The organism is Nocardia coffeae (assembly GCF_019890715.1).
Lineage (GTDB): Bacteria > Actinomycetota > Actinomycetes > Mycobacteriales > Mycobacteriaceae > Nocardia > Nocardia jiangxiensis.
The window spans coordinates 242521-265114 of record NZ_JAINZY010000002.1 but is presented as its reverse complement, the minus strand read 5'-3'; the positions used below and the strand labels follow the sequence as shown (position 1 = coordinate 265114).

At 65.2% G+C, this 22594-nt stretch carries 19 protein-coding genes; 7 read left to right on the top strand and 12 right to left on the bottom strand.

The genetic code is table 11. The features are described from left to right. Positions 1–19 precede the first annotated feature (19 nt). Both K7711_RS10330 and K7711_RS10325 read right to left on the bottom strand, forming a co-directional pair. A complete protein-coding gene (locus K7711_RS10330; protein ID WP_222967503.1) occupies positions 20–1018 on the bottom strand; it encodes an alpha-ketoacid dehydrogenase subunit beta in 999 nt (332 codons plus the stop codon). Next, positions 1015–1989 (bottom strand): thiamine pyrophosphate-dependent dehydrogenase E1 component subunit alpha, encoded by a 975-nt coding sequence (locus K7711_RS10325; RefSeq protein WP_308014620.1) that lies wholly within the window; start codon positions 1987–1989, stop codon positions 1015–1017. Before K7711_RS10325 ends, K7711_RS10330 begins: the two co-directional genes overlap by 4 nt. A 219-nt stretch (positions 1990–2208) precedes the next feature. Between K7711_RS10325 and K7711_RS10320 the strand changes: the two genes are divergently transcribed. The 4 genes from K7711_RS10320 to K7711_RS10305 are packed head-to-tail and all read left to right on the top strand — an operon-like array spanning position 2209 to position 7666. Then, entirely contained in the window at positions 2209–4359 is a 2151-nt protein-coding gene (locus K7711_RS10320; protein ID WP_222967501.1) for an acetate--CoA ligase family protein, read from the top strand. After that, positions 4356–5501 carry a thiolase C-terminal domain-containing protein gene (locus K7711_RS10315; protein WP_308014619.1) on the top strand — a complete coding sequence of 382 codons (1146 nt, stop codon included), beginning with the start codon at positions 4356–4358 and terminating at the stop codon, positions 5499–5501. The genes K7711_RS10320 and K7711_RS10315 overlap by 4 nt, the downstream gene beginning before the upstream one ends. An 18-nt stretch (positions 5502–5519) precedes the next feature. After that, positions 5520–7142, top strand: coding sequence for an AMP-binding protein (locus K7711_RS10310; RefSeq protein WP_222967499.1), 1623 nt, complete (start codon positions 5520–5522; stop codon positions 7140–7142). Beyond that, positions 7139–7666 carry a flavin reductase family protein gene (locus K7711_RS10305; RefSeq protein ID WP_222967491.1) on the top strand — a complete coding sequence of 176 codons (528 nt, stop codon included), beginning with the start codon at positions 7139–7141 and terminating at the stop codon, positions 7664–7666. The genes K7711_RS10310 and K7711_RS10305 overlap by 4 nt, the downstream gene beginning before the upstream one ends. Positions 7667–7687: 21 nt before the next feature. Here K7711_RS10305 and K7711_RS10300 read toward each other — a convergent pair whose 3' ends face one another. Both K7711_RS10300 and K7711_RS10295 read right to left on the bottom strand, forming a co-directional pair. Beyond that, positions 7688–8617 carry an LLM class F420-dependent oxidoreductase gene (locus K7711_RS10300; RefSeq protein ID WP_222967489.1) on the bottom strand — a complete coding sequence of 310 codons (930 nt, stop codon included), beginning with the start codon at positions 8615–8617 and terminating at the stop codon, positions 7688–7690. 14 nt (positions 8618–8631) lie between these two features. Further along, positions 8632–9561 carry a TIGR03621 family F420-dependent LLM class oxidoreductase gene (locus tag K7711_RS10295; RefSeq protein ID WP_222967486.1) on the bottom strand — a complete coding sequence of 310 codons (930 nt, stop codon included), beginning with the start codon at positions 9559–9561 and terminating at the stop codon, positions 8632–8634. A gap of 142 nt (positions 9562–9703) precedes the next feature. Here K7711_RS10295 and K7711_RS10290 point away from each other — a divergent pair, with 142 nt between their 5' ends. Then, positions 9704–10870 carry a 3,4-dihydroxy-2-butanone-4-phosphate synthase gene (locus K7711_RS10290; protein WP_222967484.1) on the top strand — a complete coding sequence of 389 codons (1167 nt, stop codon included), beginning with the start codon at positions 9704–9706 and terminating at the stop codon, positions 10868–10870. A 69-nt stretch (positions 10871–10939) separates the two neighbouring features. On the opposite strand, the gene K7711_RS10285 is transcribed toward K7711_RS10290, so the two are convergent. The 3 genes from K7711_RS10285 to K7711_RS10275 form a co-directional block, all read right to left on the bottom strand. Beyond that, the gene (locus K7711_RS10285; protein WP_222967475.1) at positions 10940–12394 is read right to left on the bottom strand and encodes an MFS transporter; all 1455 of its coding nucleotides are present in this window, start codon (positions 12392–12394) and stop codon (positions 10940–10942) included. A 652-nt stretch (positions 12395–13046) separates the two neighbouring features. After that, the gene (locus tag K7711_RS10280) at positions 13047–14327 is read right to left on the bottom strand and encodes a cytochrome P450 (protein ID WP_222967474.1); all 1281 of its coding nucleotides are present in this window, start codon (positions 14325–14327) and stop codon (positions 13047–13049) included. Between the two features lie 141 nt (positions 14328–14468). Beyond that, positions 14469–15662, bottom strand: a complete 1194-nt coding sequence (locus tag K7711_RS10275) for an LLM class flavin-dependent oxidoreductase (RefSeq protein WP_222967471.1) — start codon at positions 15660–15662, stop codon at positions 14469–14471. A gap of 164 nt (positions 15663–15826) precedes the next feature. Here K7711_RS10275 and K7711_RS10270 point away from each other — a divergent pair, with 164 nt between their 5' ends. Further along, positions 15827–16597: an SDR family NAD(P)-dependent oxidoreductase gene (locus K7711_RS10270; RefSeq protein WP_222969227.1), complete on the top strand. Its 771-nt coding sequence runs from the start codon at positions 15827–15829 to the stop codon at positions 16595–16597. 60 nt (positions 16598–16657) lie between these two features. On the opposite strand, the gene K7711_RS10265 is transcribed toward K7711_RS10270, so the two are convergent. Continuing rightward, positions 16658–17188, bottom strand: coding sequence for a cupin domain-containing protein (locus K7711_RS10265; protein ID WP_222967469.1), 531 nt, complete (start codon positions 17186–17188; stop codon positions 16658–16660). Between the two features lie 313 nt (positions 17189–17501). Between K7711_RS10265 and K7711_RS10260 the strand changes: the two genes are divergently transcribed. After that, positions 17502–18359: an aldo/keto reductase gene (locus K7711_RS10260; protein ID WP_222969225.1), complete on the top strand. Its 858-nt coding sequence runs from the start codon at positions 17502–17504 to the stop codon at positions 18357–18359. A gap of 181 nt (positions 18360–18540) precedes the next feature. Here the strand turns inward: K7711_RS10260 and K7711_RS10255 are convergent, their stop codons facing one another. The 4 genes from K7711_RS10255 to K7711_RS10240 all read right to left on the bottom strand — a co-directional run bounded on the left by K7711_RS10255 (position 18541) and on the right by K7711_RS10240 (position 22482). Beyond that, a complete protein-coding gene (locus tag K7711_RS10255; RefSeq protein ID WP_308014618.1) occupies positions 18541–19443 on the bottom strand; it encodes an enoyl-CoA hydratase in 903 nt (300 codons plus the stop codon). A gap of 157 nt (positions 19444–19600) precedes the next feature. Next, positions 19601–20542: an alpha/beta hydrolase gene (locus tag K7711_RS10250; RefSeq protein WP_222967467.1), complete on the bottom strand. Its 942-nt coding sequence runs from the start codon at positions 20540–20542 to the stop codon at positions 19601–19603. Positions 20543–20563: 21 nt separating this feature from the next. Beyond that, positions 20564–21310 (bottom strand): SDR family NAD(P)-dependent oxidoreductase, encoded by a 747-nt coding sequence (locus K7711_RS10245; protein ID WP_222967465.1) that lies wholly within the window; start codon positions 21308–21310, stop codon positions 20564–20566. After that, entirely contained in the window at positions 21310–22482 is a 1173-nt protein-coding gene (locus tag K7711_RS10240) for an LLM class flavin-dependent oxidoreductase (RefSeq protein ID WP_222967462.1), read from the bottom strand. The genes K7711_RS10245 and K7711_RS10240 overlap by 1 nt, the downstream gene beginning before the upstream one ends. Between the last annotated feature and the right edge of the window lie 112 nt (positions 22483–22594).

Here is a 22594-nt window from a genome sequence, read left to right as displayed (position 1 = left end):
GGGTTCTCCCAGTTGCCGATCACTCGTGGACGAGCCGGCGGGCCATGTGGACGATGTCGGAGACGCTCGGAAAGCAGTGCTCCTCGAGGAAACGGCTGGCGGGGATCGGGGCGTCCACCGCGCCCAGCCGCGCCACCGGCGCTTGGAGGCGGTAGAAGCACCGCTCCGCGATCACCGCGGCGATCTCGGCTCCCGGGCCCGCGGTGCGCGGCGCCTCGTGCACGATCAATGCGCGAGCGGTCCTGTCCACCGAGGCGAGGATGGTGTCGATGTCGAGCGGAACCAGTGTCCGCAGATCGATCACTTCGAGCGAAATCCCCTCGCCGGAAAGGGCATTAGCCGCTTCCAGTGCGCGGGGAACCATGCAGCCGTAGCTGATGACGGTCACGTCCGTCCCGGCACGGGTGGTGGCGGCGGCACCGAGTGGCAACACCACCTCCGGATCCGCCGGAACCTGGCCACGGACGTAGTTCAGCTGTTTGCTCGGGTAGTACAGGACCGGATTGGGATCGCGGATGGCGGCCTTCAGCAGAGCTTTCGCATCGGCCGGATTGGACGGGACAACCGCCTTCAACCCCGGGAAGTGCATCGGCAGCATCTCCATCGACCCCGAGTGCTCCGAGCCCGCGCCACCACTGGGACCGATCGGCATGATGATCGTCGCGGGCAATTCGAACAGCCCGCCGTGCATATGCCGCCATTTGCCGAGCTTCTGAAACAGTTCGTCACCAGCGATCAGACCGAAATCGGCGAATCCGAGTTGGACGATCGGCCGCATTCCGGTCATAGCCGCCCCCGCGGCGCATCCCACCATGAACGCCTCGGTGATACCGGTGTTGCGGACACGCGCGGCGCCGAACTCGTCCGTGAGTCCCCTTGTGCCGCCGAAGAATCCGCCGGACGCGATGTCCTGGCCCATCAAGAACACCGTGGGATCGCGGCGCATCTCCTCGGCGATCGCCGCTCCCTGCGCGGCCTCGTACGTCATGGTCACCACGTCGGTGGCGGTGCCTGTCATGCGAACACATCCTTCAAGATGAGCGAGGGATCGGGATAAGGTGCGGCCTCGACCTCGGCAAGTGCTGCCGCGACCTCGTCACGGGCATCGGCGAGGATGCGATCGGCGAGTGCGCGATCGATTCGGTCGGCCATCACCTCGACCGGATCGCGGTAGTCGGCCAGGTAGTCGGCGGACCGATACTGCTGTGCATCGCCCTCCCAATGTCCGCCGACGCGAGTAACTTTCGCTTCGATCAGTGACGGCCCCTCCCCGGCGCGCGCTCGCGATACCGCCTTGGCGACCGCCTCGTGCACGGCCAGGGCGTCGTGCCCGTCGACCACCTCGCCGGGAATCCCGTAGGCGCCGGCTCGCTCGGCGATCGACTTCGTCGGGCTGACCTCATCGAATCCCGTGGTCACCGAAATGCCGTTGTTCTCACAGAAATAGATCAGCGGCAGCCGCCACACCGCCGCTTGCAGCAGAGTTTCGTGGAAAGTGCCACGCGCGGCGGTCCCGTCCCCGAAATCGGCCAGGGCGACCTGGTCCGTGCCACGCATCTGCGCCGAAAGCGCCGCACCGGCGGCGATGTGATAGACGCTGCCCAGGGTCGCGCCCTCGCCCATGATTCCCAGCGCCGGATCGGCCCAGTGCGGCACACCGGCGCCCTTGCCTCCGGTGGAGCCGTTCGTTTTCCCCAGCAGATCACCGAGGATCGGGACCAAACCCATCCCCTTCGCCAAAGGCCAGTTGACGCCGCGCCCCTGATAGAACAGATAGTCGTCCCGGCGCAGCGCGGCGCAGGCCCCGACTGCCGCCGCTTCCTGCCCCTTGCCCGGGTGCCAGAATCCAGCGAACCCGTGGTCACGGATGTAGATCGCCAGCGCGTCTTCCACAGCCCGGGCCCGCGCGATGGCGGTATAGAGCTCGCTGAGCATGCTGTCGTCGGATCGAGCCGACGGCTTGCGCCGCCCGCGTCCGGTTCCTGTCACTTCGCCTCCATGGTTGTCACTCCGTTGTCACGCCACGGCCCAGACACACGCCTGTGGTCCACGTCTCACCGTAGACGGATCACTTGATCCAATCAAGTGATCCACATCTACGGCAACCAGCAGCGGACGACCTTGGGGCGGCGAACCGCCCCCTCGCCACTTGCCGAGACAGCAGCTCACATCGTATCTTTGAGCAAGCGCTTGGTAAAAGGAGCTGCAATGGATGACGCCCTGCGACTGGCAGAGTTGATCGAACAACACGGCATCCCCGCCGAAGGCCGGTACGTACTGCCGGAACACGTAGTCAAAGACCTGATCGCCGACCTGGGTGTAGCCATACCCCGCCGATATCAGCCGTCGGATCTCGGCGCGTCGGGGGCCGCGACGCCCGGTGGCGCACTGGTGCTGAAGGCATGGGGTCCCGGGCTCCTGCACAAGAGCGATCTGGGTGCGGTGCGGCTGGGCCTCGCCGTCGGGGAGGTCGACGCGGCGATCGCCGATATGGCGGGTGCGCTCCACGGCAAAGGGGTGACTCCCTCGGGCTTTCTGATCGAGGAACAACACCCGGGCGGTGTCGAACTCATCGTCGGCGTGGTGCGCGACGAAACCTTCGGGCATCAGATACTTCTCGGGCTCGGCGGCGTCACGACGGAGTTGCTCGACCTCACCGCGTTGCGGCCGTGCCCGCTGAGCAAGACCGACGCCGAGGAATTGGTCGACGTCTTCCCCGGTGCACCGCTGCTCAGTGGGGCCCGAGGCACGGCTGCGGTGGACCGCTCCGCGCTGGTCGAACTCCTGCTGTCGATCGCCGGTGAGGACGGATTGGTCAGCCGATTCGGTTCGAGCTTGGCCGAATTCGAATGCAACCCCGTCGTCGCGACACCGGCAGGAGTCACCGCTCTCGACGCGCGGATGATCCTCGACCCGCCGCCGTCCCAGCAGGAACGCAATGCCCTGGACAGCGACTTCACCGTCCTGTTCGCTCCGAGGCAGATCGCGGTCGCCGGTGCCTCGACCTCGAAATCGAGCTTCGGCAACCGTTTTCTCGCGGCCTACCGGGCCGCGGGCTGGCAGCAGGGCCTGTTCGCGATTCATCCCACCGCCACGGAAGTGGATGGTGTTCCCGCCGTCCCGGATGTGGCACAGATTCCCGGTGGTGTGGACTATCTCCTTGTCGCGCTCCCGGCGAAACATGCGATCGACGCGGTGGCAAGCGCTGCGGGCCGGGTCCCTTTCATCCAGGTCATCAGCGGTGGTTTCGGCGAGATGAGTTCGGCGGGCAGAGGGCTCGAGGAGGAGCTTCTCACTGCCGCGACCGGATCGCGACTGCTCGGGCCCAACTGCCTGGGAATCTTCAGTCCCGCTGGGCGCCAGACATTTTCGCTCGGTGCGCCGACGACACCCGGCACGGTGTCGGTGATCTCGCAGAGCGGCGGACTGTCGGGCGACATAGTCGCCGCGGGCCACCACCGCGGCCTGCGCTTCGCGAAACTGGCGAGCATCGGCAACGCGATCGACGTGACCCACGGTGAACTGCTCGACTGGCTCCTGGACGATCCCGAGACCGAGATCATCGGCGTCTATCTGGAGGGCACGCGCGATGGCGTCGGACTACTGCGCGCCCTGCGGCGTGCCGACGGCCGCAAACCCGTCGTGGTGCTGCGTGGCGGATCCGGCGACCAGGGTGCCCGTGCCGTCGGCTCGCACACCGGATCGCTGGCCACGCCGGTGAAGGTATGGGAAGCGGTCGCCGCTTCGGCTGGAGTCACTCTCGTCGACACCCTCGAGCAATTCCTCGGGTGCCTGCGCTTTCTGCAGGAGTACCGGACCGGGAACCGCGGGGCGGTGCCCGGGGTGCTGGTGGTCGGGGCGGGAGGCGGCGCCTCGGTGCTGTCCGCCGACGCCTGTGATCGAGCGGGTCTCACCTTGGCGTCGATCGATGCGAAACAGCGTGAGCAGCTCCTGGCGATGGGCAACGGCGCCGGAACCAGCTTGGCGAACCCACTGGAGATCCCGATCGGCCCGGTGTCGGCCCCGACCCTGCTCGGCGACACCCTGGCCCCGTTCTTCGCCACCGGCACAGCGCCTTTCGACGACATGCTGGTGCATCTCAACGCGGCCGCGTACTACAACTACGGCAGCGCCGGGCTGGCTCCGCTGATCGACGCGCTGCGCGATCTGCTGACTCGCGAGTTCCCCGCGCGGATCGCGGTGGTAGTGCGCAATGCCGATGTCGCGACACCCGAGGACGCTCGCTCGCTGGCATCGTTCGCCGTTGACACCGGCCTGCCGATCTTCCATTCGTTCGACGAGGCCACCGTCGCGATATCGGCCGCCCAACTCTTCGACGCTCGCAGGGAACGACTGTGACTGCGGCACAGGGCTTCTCCGGGAAGGCCGCGATCGCGGGCATCGGAATGACCGACCTGTCGCGCGAGTCCGGCCGCAGCGAACTCGCCCTGGCCGTCGCCGCCGCGCGAGCCGCGCTGGCCGATGCCGGACTCACCGCGGCCGATATCGGTGCGGTCCTGTGCTATCACCTCAACGACTCCGCCGGTGTCAATCAAGTCGCTGCTGTTCTCGGCGTCCCGGATGGCAGCTGGACGAACGAAATCTATGGCGGCGGAACACAATCGGCGTCCATTCTCGCCGACGCGGCCATGCTCGTGGACGCCGGGATCGCGCGGGCGGTCCTGGTCTTCCGCGCCCTCAACGGGCGATCCGGACGGCGAATGTCACGGGTCGCGCTGAGCCTGCGATCCGCCGACCAATTCACCGTCCCCTACGGGATGCTCGGCCCCGTACACCTGTTCGCGCTCGCCGCCCAACGGTGGATGTACGACACCGGGGCCACCGAGGAGGACCTAGCTGCGGTAGTGCTGCAATCACGGCAGCTCGCGGCCGGTAATCCCCGAGCGGTACTGCGCGAGGCACTCGATCTGGATGCCTACCTTTCCAGCCCGCTCATCGCGCATCCGCTGCGGCGCGCCGACTGCTGCCTCGAAACCGACGGTGCCGCAGCCATAGTCGTCACGAGTGCCGACACGGCCGACGAGCGTTCACCCCGTATCCACGCGGTGGTGCGCGGTGGCGGGCCCGGCGCCAGCACGATGGATACCGCGCCGGACCTGAGCACGCTGTACTCGGCCTATCTCGCGCCCTCGCTCTACCGCACCGCGGGAATGTCGCCGGACGACATCGACATGGCTCTCATCTACGACGCGTACTCCTCGGTGGTCCTGCAGCAGCTGGAGGATTTCGGATTCGCCCGGCCCGGCGAATCCGGAGATTACGTCCGCTCGGGCGCCACCTTGCCGACCGGGCAGCTCCCGATGAATCCACACGGCGGTCTGCTCAGCGAAGGCTACGTGCACGGGCTCAACAACATCGTCGAAGCGGTACGTCAACTGCGCGGCGACGGCGTCAACCAGATCCGGCGCCCCGAGACGGTGCTGTGTACCGGCTTCGGCGGAAGTTACGGCAGCGCCGCGGTTCTGGTGGCGCCTCGATAGAAATGCCAAGGAGGCAGGATGAGACCGATTCCCGACTGGGGCACTGTGCCGCGCATGCTCCGTACGACGGCGGCGGCACGGCCGGAGGCGATCGTCTGCGTCGACGGGGACAAACGTCTGAGTCACGCCGACCTGCGCGACGGCGCCTCGCGAATCGCCCGAGCGCTGCTCGCCCACGGCGTGAGCAAGGGTGACCGGGTCGCCATCTGGGCGCCGAATTCCTGGCAATGGGTGGTGACCGCGTTCGGCGTCTGGGATGTGGGTGCGGTCCTGGTGCCGCTGTCCACCCGCGGCAAGGGGATCGAGACGCGAGACCTGTTGGAGCGCACCGGTTGTAGTGTTCTTTTCGTCGCCGACCAGTTCCTCGGAACCTCCTATCTGGACATGCTCGCAGATGTCGCCGGGCCGACCACCGAAGCCCTGGCGTTTGCGCAATTGCCGAGTCTGCGCAAGGTCGTCCTGATCGGGGACGACCCCGCGGTGCCGGGTGGGACACCGTGGACGGATTTTCTCGACGACGCGCGGTGGACCCCGGAAAAAGTTGCCGACATGCACGCCGAAACGGTCGACCCCGACGACGCGTTCGAAATTCTGTGTACCTCCGGCACCACCGGCGTACCCAAGGGCGTGGTACTGACCGGTGGGCAGATTCTGCGGGCGTATTGGGACTGGGCGGAGGTGATCGGCCTCGGCCGGGGCGACAACTACCCGATCGTGAGTCCGTTCGCGCACGGATTCGGCATCAACGCGGGCCTGCTCGTCTGTGTGATGCGCAGCGCGACCATGGTCCCGATCCCGGTCTTCGATCCCGACGCGGCCTTCGACCTGATCGAGAATCGGAAGGTGAGCATTCTCGCGGGCCCGCCGAGCCTGTTCGCCCAGATGCTGCAGCGTGCCGATATCGGCGGCCGTGACCTGTCCTCGCTACGGGTCGCGGTAGCCGGCGCCGCGGCCGTGCCCACCGAACTCATCCGCGATATGCACTCGCGCATGGGTTTTCGTCAGGTCGTGAACGCCTATGGCCTGATCGAGGGCTCCGTGGTCACCATGACCCGCGCCGACGACCCGATCGAGGTGATCGCGACATCGGCGGGCCGCCCGATGCCGGGTGTGGAAGTACGGATCGTTGATGCGGACGAGACTCCGCTCCCCTCCGGCAAGCCCGGCGAGATCGAGGTGCGCGGCTACGGCGTCATGCAGCAGTACTGGAACGCTCCCGACCTGACCGCGGATGCGGTGTCTCCAGAGGGCTGGTTACGCACCGGCGACATCGGCACCCTCGACGACGCGGGCAACCTCGCCATCGTGGACCGCAAGAAGGAAATGTTCATCAGCAACGGGTTCAACGCCTACCCGGCCGAGATCGAAAACCTTCTGCTGCACAACAAATCGCTGGCCCACGTCGCGGTCGTCGCCGTACCCGATGTCGATCGCGGCGAGGTCGCCTGGGCCTTCGCGATCGCCGCCGAGAACGCCGAACCGAACGAACAGGCGATCGTGGCCTGGGCGAGATCCTCGATGTCCAACTACAAGGTGCCCCGGCGGGTGGTCTTCGTTCCCGAAATGCCGACCACGCCCAACGGAAAAATCGACAAGGCGCGCCTGCGGCAGGTCGCGCACGCAAGTCTGGAGCAGAGATGACAACGGATAACGACGCGACGATCCGCACCGACACCGCGGTGCCCATCGACGCGGCCCGGTACCGGGAAGTCCTGGGGCACTTCGCCACCGGCGTCGTAGCCATCACCGCTGTGGATCCCGAGACGAGGCAGCCCGCCGGGCTGGCCGCCAACTCGTTCACTTCGGTGTCGATCGATCCGCCGCTGGTGGCTTTCTGTGTCGCACACACCAGTTCCTCGTGGCCCAAGGTGAAATCCGCTGGGCGGTACTGCATCAACGTTCTCGCCGAGCACCAGGAAGGTGTGTCACGCCAGTTCGCGGTGTCCGGCGCCGACAAGTTCGCCGGACTGTCCTGGAGTCCGTCCGGCCACGGATCACCCATCCTCGACGAAGCGGTGGCCTGGATGGACGCTCGCCCCGTCAACGAGCACATTGCCGGTGATCACATCATCGTGGTCTCGCACGTCGATCACCTCGAGCTGGCCGCGGCCGACGGTAGTCCATTGTTGTTCTACCGCGGCCGCTACGGCCGGTTCACGAATTGATCGCCCGCCCGGCGGGACGGCTCATCGCCGTTTCGCCGGGCCGATCACGTTCGTGCCGAAATCCTCGATGGCCGAGAGTAATTCGTCCCGGTTCCCGGCTCGCATCGGAACCGACAGCCAGGTGACGCCCGCTTTGCTGTACGCGTCGATCTGCTCGCCCACAGCCTCGTACTCCCCCGGATCGGGGGAATCGGTCATCGCCAGACCGAAGGGCACGAAGCACACATCGATCGGGTCGGCCCGACCGGCAGCACCCGCGGTCTCCCGCAACAGCTCGACCCGCCCCGCGAGATCATCGATCGATTCGATCGCCGGTGTCCGGGTCAGCTTGACCGCCTTCGCGGATTGGGGAATCGGCATCCAGCCGTTCCCGTATCGAACAGTCCGCTCGATGGCGCGTTTGCTGTTGCCGCCGAACCAGATCGGCGGATGCGGGCGCTGCACCGGCTGCGGACGCATCGTGTGCTCCTGCACCACGTACGGCGGAACCGTAACCGTGACCGAATCACCGGTCCACGCCTTCTTCATCAGTTCGAGCGCCCGGTCGGTGCGCTCGCCCCGATCCTCGTAACCCACTCCCAGCGCGGCGAATTCGGATCGCAGATAACCCACCGCGGCACCGAGGATCACCCGGCCGCCGGACAAGACGTCCAGGCTCGCCACCGCCCGCGCGGTCAGGAACGGATTGCGGTACGGGAGCACGAAGACGTTGGTGAGCAATCGAATTCGCTCACTGCGTGCTGCCGCGAACGACAGGGCGACCATCGGATCCAGCGCCTGATGACCACCGCGAGCCAGCCATTTGTCCTGCGGGAAGGGATGATCGGTGACCGCGACGGCGTCGAAACCCGCCTTCTCGGCCGCCCACGTCACTTCCGCGACTGCGGCGGCGGTCAGGAATTCATCGGGACGATCCACCCTGTCGGTGGGGAGTCCGAGCGAAAAGCGCACGTCCACTTCCTCTCTCAGCTGCCCGCGAGCATCTCGACGACCGGCGCGAACGCATCGAGGTCCTTGTCGTTGTGCAGGACGAAGAAGTTCAGCCCGTGGGTATCGCGCCAATAACGCAGCTTGTCGGCCATATCCTGCACGGTGCCCAGCAACACCTGCGGCGTCTGGCGCTGGCGGTCGTCGGTGCTCATCGCGCTCCACTGCTCGCGATCGGCGGGGATTCCCACCTGCTGGACGCTGGTCCCGAGCTCGATCGAATCGAAGCGGTCGCCCGCGGCCGCGCGAACCGTCTCGATCTTGTCGAGGAACGCCTCGTAGCCACCGTCCGTGGGGTCCACCGCAGTGCCGTCCGCCTGCACCCGCAGCGTCAGGTTGATGTAGTCGCCGTACCGGGCCGCCAGCCGCAGCATGCGCGGCCCGCCTCCGGGGAACAGCAGCTTCGGGTACGGCCGCTGAATCGGCTTGGGCTCCTGGTCGAGACCGTCGATGTCGTAGTACGTGCCGTGGTAGGTGAACGGGCCCTCGCTCCACACGCCCCGCAATACCTCGAGCGCCTCGGCGAAGCGTTCGAAGCGGACTTTCGGGCTGTCGAACGCCAGGCCTGCCTGGTCGTAGTCCTGTCGCATCCATCCGGTGCCGAGTCCGACATCCAGTCGCCCCTCGGACAGCACGTCCAGGGTCGCGAGTTCCTTAGCGAGCACGACCGGGTGGCGGTAGTCGTTGGAGAAGACCAGCGTGCCGATCCGAAGCGTGCTGGTGGCCATCGCGGCCGCGGTCAGTCCGGCGATCGGCGCGAACCGCGGGCCCACGAAGTGGTCCGGCATCAGCAACGTGGAGAACCCGATGTCCTCGATTCTGCGGGCACGCTCGGCCCAGTCCTTGCCGGTGTCGGCGCGTCGTACGACGACACCGAAACGGAATGGTTTGCGCTCTGCGGGGTTCATCGGCCCTGCCCTCACTATCGTTCGGCAACACTTCCGACTTCAGCCTAAACCAAACGCTTGCTCAAATATAGTGTGGCGATCTACGCTGGCCAGAGAGCTGACAGAACGCGGCCACAGTCGCGCAGTACATGGCGGAGGCGTTGTGAGAAACAGTGAGCATGCCCGGTCGGCGACCGGAGCACCCGCGCGTGACGACGTCGAAGCCGCGGCCGCGACCCTATCCGCGGGCCGCGACGTCATCATCGTCGACGAACAGGCTTCTTCCGAATGTATCGGCACGCTGGTCCTGGCCGCCGAATTCGCCACTGCCGCAAGACTTTCGTCCGTCATCAGACGGACGTGCGGATTCATCCAGGTCGCTCTCACGCGGGACCGCGCCAACGAACTCGGGCTCCCACCGCTGGCCGATGCCGACAACGGGCGCCCGTCATTCGCAGTGGCCGTCGATGCGAAAACCGGTATCACCACAGGCATTTCGGCACACGACAGGGCGCACACCGCGCGACTACTGGCGGAGCCGACCACGATCGCCACAGACCTCACCCGCCCCGGCCACATCGTGCCGACGCTGGCGCACGACAACGGCCTGCTCGAATCACGCGGACGCGCCGAAGCGGCGGTCGATCTTTGCAGGATCGCCGAACTGCGCCCCGTCGCGGTCATGTGCGAAATCCTTGCGAACGACGGCACTTTGCCCGACCGGGCGCAGTTACTCGACATCGCCGCCGGTCTGCGACTGCCCGTCGTCACCATCGATCAACTCGCCGAATACCGGCGGCGGACCGCCGCGATGGTCTCGGCGCCCTCCTGCCGGCTGCCCACGCGATACGGGACCTTTCAGGCGCACGGCTACCGAATCGGTGATGTCGAGCACCTGGCGCTCGTCGTCGGGGACGTCCGTGAAACGGTGCCGACCACACGGATACACATCGAGTGCCTGGCGGGCGATGCGCTGCTCGCACAACGGTGCGACTGCGGTGACCGTTTGCATCGAGCGCTTCGCGAGGTCGCCGAGTCGGGAGCGGGTGTGGTCGTCTATCTCCGCGGCGAGCGCGGCCTGCACTCCTTGATCGCCGCATCATGCCCTCGCGCAGGCGAATCCGACTCGACCTCCGACGAGGTGATCCCCCATCCGGCCAACCGGCGCCAGTACCTCGATGCGGCACTGATCCTCGGCGATCTCGGTATCGAATGCGTGCACCTCCCCGGTGGCGACCGAGCAGTCCGGAATGCCTTGACCGACAGCGGGATACGAATTCTTCCGATGCCCGCGCAAGCTCCGTTCGCTCACGCGGCGGCGTCCAGGTAACGGCTCGAAGACCGGGAATCAACCGTGCCGCAGCGATATCCGTGCGGGCCGACTCCACCGCCGTGGCGGTCACACCATCTCCGTCGCCGACGATTCCAAGTCCGTCATGTCTCGCTGCGCTTTCAAGAACACCGCAGCAAGGCAACTCACCACGGCGATGACCGCGCCGATTCCGAACCCGAGCGAGAGCCCGAAACCCGAGTACACGATGGACTTTCCGGAGGTGCTCAACGCTGTCGCTGCCAGCACGGCGAAGACGGCCTGCGTCGCGATCGCGGGCCCCAGGCCCTTAGCGGACTCCATCAGGCTCGATGTGACAGCCTGCTGTTCCGGGGGAACCGAACGAATGATCAAGTTCGGCGCGGAACCGTACGCCGTACCTTGACCCGCGCCATACACAACCACGAAAACGACGACCTGCCATGGCTGGTCGTGCCACATCGCCACACCGATCAAACCCACGGCGACGAGAAACGCACCGGCAGCCATCGGCAGGCGTGGTCCCACCGCGCGGATTACGCGCCCGGCGACGAAACCGAACACGAGCAGGCAGATCCCGATCGGCGCGGTGTATCGGGCTACCCCGGTCGCACTGCTACCGAATCCATATGTGCCGCCGACCGAGCGAGGTGCCATGACCAGGAACGGGATGAGGGTCAGCATGAGGGCGCAGGCAGCGGAGATGAGTCCCGCCGACACAATCGAGAGAGCCACAGACCGGGATCCGAGCAGCCGAATATCGACGAGTGGTTGGGAAATTCGGCGACTACGCACCACCCAACTCACGAGCAGCACCGCCGCTGCCGCCAGCAATCCTGCCGTGCGGCCCGACACCCATCCCCAGGTCGAGCCGCGGCCGATGACGAGCAGCAGAAGGCCCAAACCGAACCCGAGCAGTGCCGCGCCCGTCCAGTCGATGTGGCCGCGGCTGCGCACCGCGGACTCCGGTACCACCGCGGCGATGGCAAGGGTGAACAGTGCGGAATAAGCCAGCAGGAACCAGAACACCGCATGCCAGCCGAATTGATCGATCAGCCAGCCCGTGAGAATTGGTTGCAGGATGGTCATCACGCCCATGCCGGTGACCGAAACGCTCGCCGCAACCGGCACCAGTCTGCGCGGAAAGATATCCCGCAGTAGCGAATACGACAGAAAGACGACGGCAACGATAAGGCCCTGTAGTGACCGTCCCAGCAACAGCACCGGAAACGGCGCGGGCAGCGCGCACAGCAGTCCGCCCAGTGCGATGAGCGAACCCGCGACCACCAGCATCCGCTTCTTGCCGTACCGATCCGCCAGCTTGCCCAGCAACGGCGCCAGCACGCCGCCCACGAGGGATTGAGCGCTGATCACCCACTCCACAGGCCGGTCCGGGAAATCCCGTCTCAATATCGGTAGTGCGGTGGAAACCGCCGAGAACACGAAAATGGCCAACTCGCCGATCCCGGCAAGCAGGATCAGGGTAGCCACACGCCGGATAGTCCAGCCTGTTGCATTGGGAGAATCGACAGTCATGCGCACCATCCCGGCGGTCAGGTCACCGCACTCGATCGTGCGAAGCGACTGATCGTATTTTATTGACCAAACGCTTGGTTTTTGGTCTTTTGTCGAGCATCCGCTCGAATTACATTGCGCTCGAACGCAATCGTCGGTAAGCACCTATCAGGCCCAAGAGACGACCAGTTGCCGTCCAATCCCGCGCATGCAGATCCATAAGTTCCGACGGCGCAACCGTCACTCCCAGCTGCGCCGCCGACGTCGGAAGCCTCCGCAACGACACGTGCGAGCACCGGTCCCCCGGCACCGGCAGAAGACTCCGACCAGTACCACCTCCGGGACAGCACTACGCCCGCCGGAATGACCGAGGACTCGACCGATGGCGCGATGAACGTCCGTCCGTACCACCGTTGCGGCGCACAGCATTAGCGGCCTACCCGGTACGCGCCCACCGGTCCGGCTGTCGCTGCCGCGATGTCGAGGATGCCGCGAGAACGAATACTTCCCGAGCTCGGTATAGCGTGTGCATCTCCCGGCGGCGAGCGAGAAGTCCGGAATACCCTGTCCCGCAACGGCATAGAGTTCTGCCGATACTCGGGCAAAGAGCCCGGGAAGGCTTTCCGGTAACTGCTGAGTCACGCTGCCCGGCAGCGAGCCAGATCGTCCCACCGGCATTCTATCAGCTCCACTCGACAGGAAGAGATTCCATCGCTCGCTGGACGACGCTCGAACGGTACGTGCGCTGTGAATCATCCACCAGCCGCATCGATGGCAGATTCGAGGCGAGCGCCTCGAGCACGATCCTGAGCTCCAGTCGTGCCAGTGGCGCGCCGAGGCAGTGGTGGATTCCGACGCCGAATCCGATGTTGTCCCCGGCATTCGGTCGATCGACGACATATGCGTCAGGATCCTCGAATACCGTTTCATCGTGATTCGCCGAATCCTGCGAAAGGAAAATTCGCGATCCCGCGGGGATGGGTCGGCCCGCGACTTCGATATCTTCGTTCGCGACACGAAAGCCGCCGAGCCCTGCGGAATCCAACCTGATCGATTCCTCGACAGCGTTCGCATGCAGGCTCGGATCGGCTACAACGCGGTCCCATGCGCCAGGCACGGCGAGCAGTCGATACATCAGACCTGCGATCTGGTTTCCGGTCGTATCGTTGCCGCCCAAGCTGATCGCGGTCATTACGTCCACGATTTCCTGGTCGGACAGTTCCGCTCCCCCGTCCGCCACCGCGGCGATGGTCTCGCTCATGAAGTCTTCGCGCGGCTCGGCACGGCGCGCGGCCAGGAGACCGTGCATGTAGTGCGAATACTTCACGTATCCCGCGGCCCGAAGATGTTGCTGTTCCACCGGCATCGGAGTGAAGAACAGCGCGAACCAGTCATCCACCCATTGCTGCACCTGGACCGTGTCCTCTATGGGAATGCCGAGGAAGCTCGAGGTCACTCGAGCGGGCAGCACCGCGGCGAAATCCGCGACCAGGTCGGCGCGCCCGGCAGGCTTCAACTCTTCGATCAGTTCGATGGCCAATGCCCGGATCTCCGGCCCGATGCGGGACATGGACCGGGGCGAGAACGATCTGGACACGCTGCGCCGAAGTCGCTTGTGCAGCGGTTGGTCGACGTTCGCGAGGAATGTCGCGAGGGTGGCATTGTTGTCGACGAGGAACTGCTCGACATCCGGGTCGATATGCGTTGCCGCCGTGAGGCTTCCGATCGACGAGAACTTGTCGTGGGAGAGGAAGACCGATCGCACATCGGAGTAGCGGGACAGGACGTGCGATTCCAGCTCCTCGCTACGAAAGACCGGCTCCTGCGTGCGCAGTCGACGATAGAAGTCGAACGGATCGGCGACATGACGAGCGGATGTGACATCGAAGTCTTCGGCGGCGAAGTCGTACGGACGCACGCTCGGAAGTTCCGATTCGTTCGTTGAGGACAGGTCTGCCACCATGGCGGAACCTCCTGTATTGCGTTGAGAGAATTGTGAGGTCGGTGAAGCGCGGCTCTACAGCGCCTCACCGACGGTCACTGCTTGCGCATTCGAAATTTCCGAAGTCGCACCAACACTGCTCGAAACTGCGAATGTTCGGAATCAGGCAGACGCGTCGCGGCTGCGCTCGTAGCGTTGCTGCGCACGGGTATTGGCGGCTTTGAGCGCCTTCTGGAAATCTCCCTCGGAGGAGGAGAAGGTGTTCCAGTTCTCCACCCGGCGGGCCGCCGAACCCTGGAAGTGCGGCGCGACCTCGCGGGCGAACAATTCGTACGAGTCCTGGGTGTCGCGCGGGTTCGCCCAGTCCAGGACGCGGATGAGATGGGTTCCGTAGCCGCCGGACAACTCCTGCATGTACTCGATGTGCTCGATCACGTCCTCGGGGCTACCGACCACGCCGAGCTGAGAGGCGCGGAAGACGTCCAGCCACGGTGCACCCGGAGCCAATCCGGACGTGTCGTAGACCGCCTTCAAGAAGCTGGCGTCGCGCAGGGCATACTTCGCGGCCTTGTCGATACCGTAGGCGACCTGACGCTCCGCTTCGGCGCGTGTCGGCGCGACATGCACGCAGCTCACCAGCCGCCAGTCGGCGCGAGAAGGCTCGGGAAAACCGCACTTGGCAAGCTGCTCGCGATACATATCCCAGTGCGAGGCAAGGACTTTGCTGCCCGCGGGCGACGCGGCGGCGAGTGCGAGCATGGGCAGGCCGTACTTCCCGGCCAGATTGGCGCCCGCGGGCGAAACCACTGCGGTTACAGCGATTTCCGGGTGCGGACGGGTGTACGGCAGCATCTGCAGCTGGGCCTGGCGCAGTTCGAACCAGTCGGTCTTGCGGTCCACGACGCCGTCCTGGGTGAACAACGCGAGAATCGCTTCGAGGGACTCCTCCATCCGCTCGCGCAAGGACGTGTAGTCCAGCCCCATCATCGCCGCGTCCGAGGGCAGCGCGCCAGGACCGACGCCGACCACGAGGCGGCCTCGGGTCAGGTGATCGAGCAGCGTGATGCGTTCGGCCACCATCAACGGGTGGTGATACGGCAGCGAGATCACCCCGGTGGCGAGCTTGATGTTCTTCGTCCGCTGTGCCGCCGCGGCGATGAAAAGCTCAGGGCTGGAGATGATCTCCCAACCACTGGAGTGGTGTTCGCCGATGAACGCCTCGTCGAAACCGATTCGATCGAGATGCTCGATCAGCTGCAGATCCCGTTCCAGGTCCCAGGTCGGGTTGTTACCCGGATCGTGCTCCGGACCGAGGAAGACACCGAACTTCATCGCCGGACGAGCCATCTCATTCATACAACCATCCTTTAACCAAGCGCTCGCTCAAGTGTGACAGTCGGCACAGTACCAGTCAATAACCGGGGTCCCGCAACCTCCCCGAGCTCGCAGAATCCGCACTCGGTTCGTTCGCTGCTACAGTTACCAAGCAAGAGCTTGGTCAAATATAGGAGCAGCTTGTGATCGAGGATTTCCACACACGAACCGGAGCCGCGCTCGTGGCCGGCGGGACCGGAGGCATCGGGGCGGCGGTGGTGCGCATGCTCGCCCAGCGCGGCAGCGACATCGCGTTCACTTATCGAAGCAATCGCACCGCCGCCGACGATCTGTCGAAATTCGCTGCGCAGCAAGGCCGCTCATGCCTCGCGGCCCAACTGGACCTCACCGACCCCGAAGCCCTCCCCCGGGTTGTCACCCAGGTGGCCGAACAGTTCGGCGGGCTGCACACGGTCGTCTACGCGGCCGGTCCCCACGTCCCGATGGTGCATCTGAGCAAGGTCTCGCCGAGGGAGTACCGGGAGCAGCTGGAAGCCGACGCCGCCGCGTTCTTCGACCTCATGCACGCCACCCTGCCGCTCCTGCGTGAATCGAAGGGCTCGGTCGTCGCGGTGACCACCGCCGCGACTCGCCGATTCCCGGTGCGCGACGGCCTGTCCAGTGGCACGAAGGGCGCAGTGGAAGCGGTCGTCCGGGCATTCGCGGCCGAGGAGGGACGCTTCGGCGTGCGCCTCAACTGCGTCGGACCCGGCATGCTCACCGACGGCATGGCCGCACGGCTGATCGCCTCCGGCGACCTCGACGACACCGCGTTGGAGATCACCCGCCGCAATATCCCGTTGCGCCGCTTCGGCGATGCCGACGATATCGCCGAAGCCGTCGCATTCCTCGCCTCGGACCGAGCCGATTTCATCACCGGCCAGATGCTCGACATCGACGGCGGCTACTCCGTCTGAGTCTCGATCCACCGTAATTTCGACGAGGAATCGAAAGGGTTCGGTACGCCGAGCGCGGGATCAACGGGCAAAGAATTTCGCCCAGGGGTCCTCGGCTCGTGCGGTCCAGTAGTTGCTGAACAGAAACTGTGCTGCCGCAATGTCTCCTGGCGATGGCTCCGCAGTTCTCGGGGGAAGCTCACGCTTCGGTGCCGGCCTCGCGAGCCCCTTGATCACTTGCTCGAATCCGCCCGGGGTATAGCCGTTGAGGACATGGCAGACATCGCTCGTGACGTTGAAACTGTGCACGGTACCCCGAGGAATCCACAGCGAGGCGCCATCCTGCCCCGACGACGTTTCGCCCTCGAGTTCGAAATCGACAGTGCCGTCGAGGACGTAAAACCACTCGTCGACGTTGTGCACGTGCTTGGTATGTGCGCCAGAGTCTTTCGGCATCAACTGCTCGGTGACCGAAAAAAGACCCCCGGTTTGATGGGCCTCCAGCAGCGGAATCCACAGCAGGTCGAGCATCCAAAATGCCGGTGCGTCTCTTCGGCTGCTCAAGAGGGCGGGAAGTTGCGCCTCGAAGAACGAGGGCGTGGTGGGGGTCACGGCAGCCTGCCTTCCAGGAGATGTAGTCGAACCGAATACCGGCGTCTGACGGCCGCGACCTTGCCCCGACCGACGCCGTCCAAAGCGGAGGCATGTCGAAATAGGTAAAGTGCCTTCTGACCTGGGATGATCGATGTTGTTCAGGTAAGGATCACCAGCAGCTCCGGAAGACACATTCAGTGCGATTGTTCCACAGGTTCGGCAAGGGATCGGCGAGGACTACCTCGTGTCGGCGGCCGATGAAGGACCCCGCCACCGAGAGCCGACGACCGTCGCCACCTACGCAAAACACTCGAAGCGAAGGAGTACGGAAATCATGATCCTGGAAGAGACGTACGCGCTGTCGAACGGGGTGCACATCCCGAAGCTGGGCTTGGGCACTTGGTTCATCGACGACGACAAGGCTGCGGACGCAGTGACCCAGGCAATCTCGATCGGCTACCGCAACATCGACACCGCACAGGCTTACGGCAACGAGCGCGGCGTCGGCGAAGGGGTCCGCACCAGTGGCGTCTCGCGCGACCAACTGTTCTTGTCCACCAAACTCGCAGCCGAGATCAAGAACTACGACCGCGCCGCCGCCGCGATCGACACGTCGCTGGCCACGCTGGGGCTCGACCACATCGACCTGATGCTGATCCATAGCCCCCAGCCCTGGAACGACTTCCGCGGAGGCGACTACGCCGAGGGCAACCGCGAGGCATGGCGTGCGTTGGAAGACGCTTATCAGGCAGGCAAACTCCGTTCGATCGGTGTCTCCAACTTCCAGGAGCACGACCTCGAGAACATTCTCCAGGCCTGCACCATCACACCGCAGGTGAACCAACTACTCATCCACGCGGGCAACACCCCGACCGAACTCGTCGCCTACTGCGAGAACAAGAACATCCTCCTGGAGGCATATTCACCCATCGCACACGGGGCGATCCTGCAGAACCCGGATATCCGAGCGATGGCCGACCGGTACGAGGTGACCGTTCCGCAGCTCTGCATCCGCTACACCCTCCAACTCGGGGCAGTGTCCCTGCCGAAGACCGCCAATCCCGAGCACATGCGCAGCAACGCCGAGGTCGACTTCGAGATCGCCGACAACGACATGGACATGCTGCGAAATATGCAGGCCCAGGACTACGGCGAACACAGCGTGTTCCCCGTTTACAGCGGCAAATAACGAGTGGAAGACTCGCCCGCGCAGCGTGTGCGGGATCTTGTATGACCTGATCTCGTGGTCCGACAGGGTGGCAAGGCGAAACACCTTGCCCCCTGGAGGAAGCCAATGATGGCGCGGGACTCCAACGTTCTCTGCGGCGCCCGCGTCAGGCCAAGAGGCAGCTCGAGTAGGTCACAGAGGGCTAGCGAGTGCCTCCGTCGGACACAATCGATGGGGTGGCGGTGGTCTTCATCGACTTGGCGTTCATCCCGCCGAGCGAATCGGCGCCGACCTCGGCGTTGTGCGCGTGCGCGAAGTGATGCAGTCCGAAGACCGAATCCATCCCCGCGCGCAGGCCCATCTGGTCCTCACATTGATTGACGGCCTTTTTCGTCAGCGCCAACCCGAATTGCGGCATGGTGCAGATCTTTTCGGCGAGGGCGAAGGTCTCGGTTGCGAGCGCCTCTCGCGGCACGACCCGGTTGACCATGCCCCACTCGTGTGCCTGCGCCGCGCTGAAGCGCTCACCGGTGTACAACACTTCCTTGGCCCGCCGCGGTCCGAGCACCCAGGGGTGGGCGAAGTACTCCACACCCGGAATACCCATGCGCACAACGGGATCAGAGAAGAACGCATCCTCGGAGGCGACGATCAGATCGCAGACCCAGGCCAGCATCAGCCCACCGGCGATACACGCGCCGTGCACCATCGCGATCGTCGGCTTGGGGATCTCCCGCCAGCGGCGGCACATGCCGAGATACACCTCGAGTTCGCGGGCGTACCGCTGGTCGCCGCCGGGGCGGTCGAGGTGGTCCCACCACAACGCGGCCTTGTTCTCGTACCGCACGTGATGGTCGCGGCCCGGGGTGCCGATATCGTGCCCTGCGCTGAAGTGTTCTCCGTTGCCCGCCAACACGATCACCTGCACCTCGCCGTCCTCGACCGCACGCGTGAAGGCCGCATCCAACGCGTAGGTCATCACCGAGTTCTGCGCGTTGCGGTAGTCCGGCCGGTTCATCGTGACCACGGCGATGGGGCCGCGCCGCTCGTAGGTGACGACTTCACCCTCGTCGGGCACGACACCGGAAGTATGTGCGCTGGTCACGACTTCTCCTCACGTAATTGCCGCTCGAGAACTTTCCTGGCGGCTCGCTGAACGCCAGAATCAGACTCCCACAGTGAACACTATTTGAGCAATCGCTTGCTTTGTCGTGGTGTTCGAAGGTTGCCTGGGAGATAGGCTGTTCGAGCCACCGCCCAAATCAGCGTGCGTGGTTGGCGACGCGAACCGTCCGGCCGAGCATGGCGCCCATCGCCTCTTCCAGATTGTGCCGGGCGCGCCGACTGGCAGTGGCTCCCGGCAGCAGGCCGTTGAACCCGTGCGGTACCGACGGCACCAGGTGCAGTTCGGTCGGCACGCCCGAGTCCTGCAGGCGGAGTGCGTAGTCGATCGCCTCGTCGCGCAGGCAGTCCTCGCCTGCGGCCAAGATGTACGCCGGTGGCAGATCGGTCAGGTCGGCCGCCACCGCCGGTGAGGCGTATTCCGGCGGGTCGGCGGCGAGCGGGCCGAGGTAGTGATTCCAGCACAGGCGGGCATCGCGGGAATCGAACACCGGCGCCTCGGCGAGGGTGCGAATCGACGGCTGGGACAACGTCGCGTCGATGAACGGCATCAGCAGAACCTGGCCATCGATGCCGGGGCCCTGCGAATCCCGCGACCGCAATACGACACCGGCTGCCAAGGCGGCGCCCGCGCTCGCGCCTGCCACGATCAGCGGCCCCGAGGGATAGCGGACTCCAGACAGTGCGGCGAGATGTGTTACGGCGCAATAGCAATCGTCCAACCCTGCCGGATACGGATGTTCGGGTGCGAAGCGATAGGTCACCGCAACGACCACGGTCGAAAGCTTACGAGCCAGCAGAGCACAGAAGGACTCCTCGAGCTCCGGATCGCCGAGCACGAAGCCGCCGCCGTGTATCCACACGACGATTCCGCCATCCGGGCCGACATCCTCGTCGCGATAGACGGCGATCGGCACCTGATGCCCGTCGACGCCTGTAATCTCCTCGTCCGTTCGCGTGACCCCAGCTGGCAGTTGCGACTCGGGCCGAGGAGCCTGGGCGTCGGCCAGACGTTGTGCGGCTGGATCGGCGAAATTCAACGGTGGAAACGTCGCGAGAAAATCGACGAATTCCGGGTCCATGTCTACCTCCTGAAATGTGTGTCAGCCGGTCGCGGTGGCGCCGCCGTCGACGACCAGGTCCGCACCGGTCATGTAGGACGAATCCGGGCTTGCCAGAAAGACCGCTGCTGCGGCCACCTCGGTGGGCCGACCGGCCCTCGCCAGTGGCGTGCCGGACCAAGCTTCGGGTTGGGCGAATTCCTCGTCCCGCACCGCACTCGTCAGCATGGGCCCTTCGATCGCCCCCGGAATCAAGCAATTGACGCGAATGCCCTTGTCCGCCAACTCCGCTGCGGCGATCCTGGTCAGTCCGCGAAGCGCCCATTTGGTGAGCCCGTAGGAGGTGTGCGACGGGTAACCGAGCAGACCGGCCGTCGACGAGACATTGACGATCGCCCCACCCCCGCCCGCGGCCATCTGCGGAGCCACCGCGCGGATACCCAGGAACGGACCGCGCAGATTCACCGCCAACAATCGATCGAGCTGCGCCACCGTCTCCTCGAGCAACGGGCAGACCCGGTACAGCGCCGCGTTGTTGACCAGAATATCCAGGCGCCCATACTGTTTCGCGATTCTCGATACGACGGTGTCCCAAGCGTCTTCATTCGTGACGTCCAATTCGGCGAACTCGGCCTGCGGCCCCAGATCCGCCGCGGTGGACCGCCCCTGATCAACCGAGACATCGGCGATCACCACCCGCGCGCCCTCGTCGATGAATGCCGCCGCCTCGGCGGCACCTTGCCCCTGAGCGCCACCGGTGATCAGTGCGACACGACCTTCGAGCCGCATCAGGACTCCTCGTTCCGCGCGGCCCGCTCGGCACGGAAGTGCGGGATGACCGTGTGCCCCCACTGGCGGATCGTCTCCATGGCATCCAGCTGTGACACGGTGCCCATCTGAATCAGGCAGAGCACTTCGTCGACGCCGATCCGCTCGAGCTCGGTCACGTAGTCGATCGCGGTCTGGGCGGTGCCGTAGGCGTGATCAATATTGAAATTCGCATACGCCAGCGACCGTTCGGCGTACTGCGGCAGTTCACCGCGGTCGAACGCGTTGGCGCGTTCGTCGGCCTGCCGGCGCATGAACGCGACGTTGTCCTCGTCCCGGGTGGCCCCGCTCGGCGGGCGTTCGCCACCCAGGTGCCAGTAGCCGATGGACTCACCGAAGAAACGCTGCCCACGAGCGCCGACCTCCTTCGCCCTCTGGCCGTCGTCGAGCACGATCGTCGGACACAGCGCGACGAACTGGTCGTTCACGACGTCGGACACCAGATCATCGCCGGTGCGGGTGGCGATCCGATCCCGGTACAGCTTGTGCTGATGCTCGACGCTGTCCAGTCCGGCGAATCCGAAGATCAGAGCCCCGACTCCCAGTTCGGCAGAACGCACCACAGTGTCCGGCTTCGTGCTCGCCAGGTACAGGGGCGGGTGCGGACGCTGGATCGGGCGGGGCAAAATCCGCAGGGGCGCATTACCTTTCGGCGCCTGCAGGTCGAGCAGCTTGCCGTGCCATTCGAAATCGTCTGCGCGCCAAGCAGATCCGATGATCCGCAGCGCCTCCTCCACCTCGGCGGCCGTGCGATCGGTATCGACGTTGCATAGCGCCGCTTCCTGCTTGGTACCACCCCGGGCCGCACCGAGATTCACTCGCCCGCCGCTGAGCACATCCAGAAACGCGGCCCGTTCCGCCACCCGCGTCGGGAAGTTGTAGTTGAACGGCATGCACACCGCGCCGTGCCCGAGCCGGATTCGGTGCGTCTTGGCCGCCACTGTCGCCAGGAACAGCTCGGGGGCAGTCATGTGTGAATAGTGTTCCAGCCCATGGTGTTCCACGGCCCAGATTCCGTCGAAGCCCATCTCTTCGGCGTAGATGGCCTGTTCCACCGACTGCAGGTAGATCTCACGCTCCCGCTCCGGCGTGGGATCAGCAACCTGCGCCTCGAAGATCATCGAGAATTTCAACCGTAGCCCCTTTGCTCTAACGCTTGTTCAATTTTCGGCCGACGACGCCCCGTTCGCCCGACTTCGTTGTCGCCCGACGTCGTTGTCGGGATGGGCGATTCACGTAGTGCGC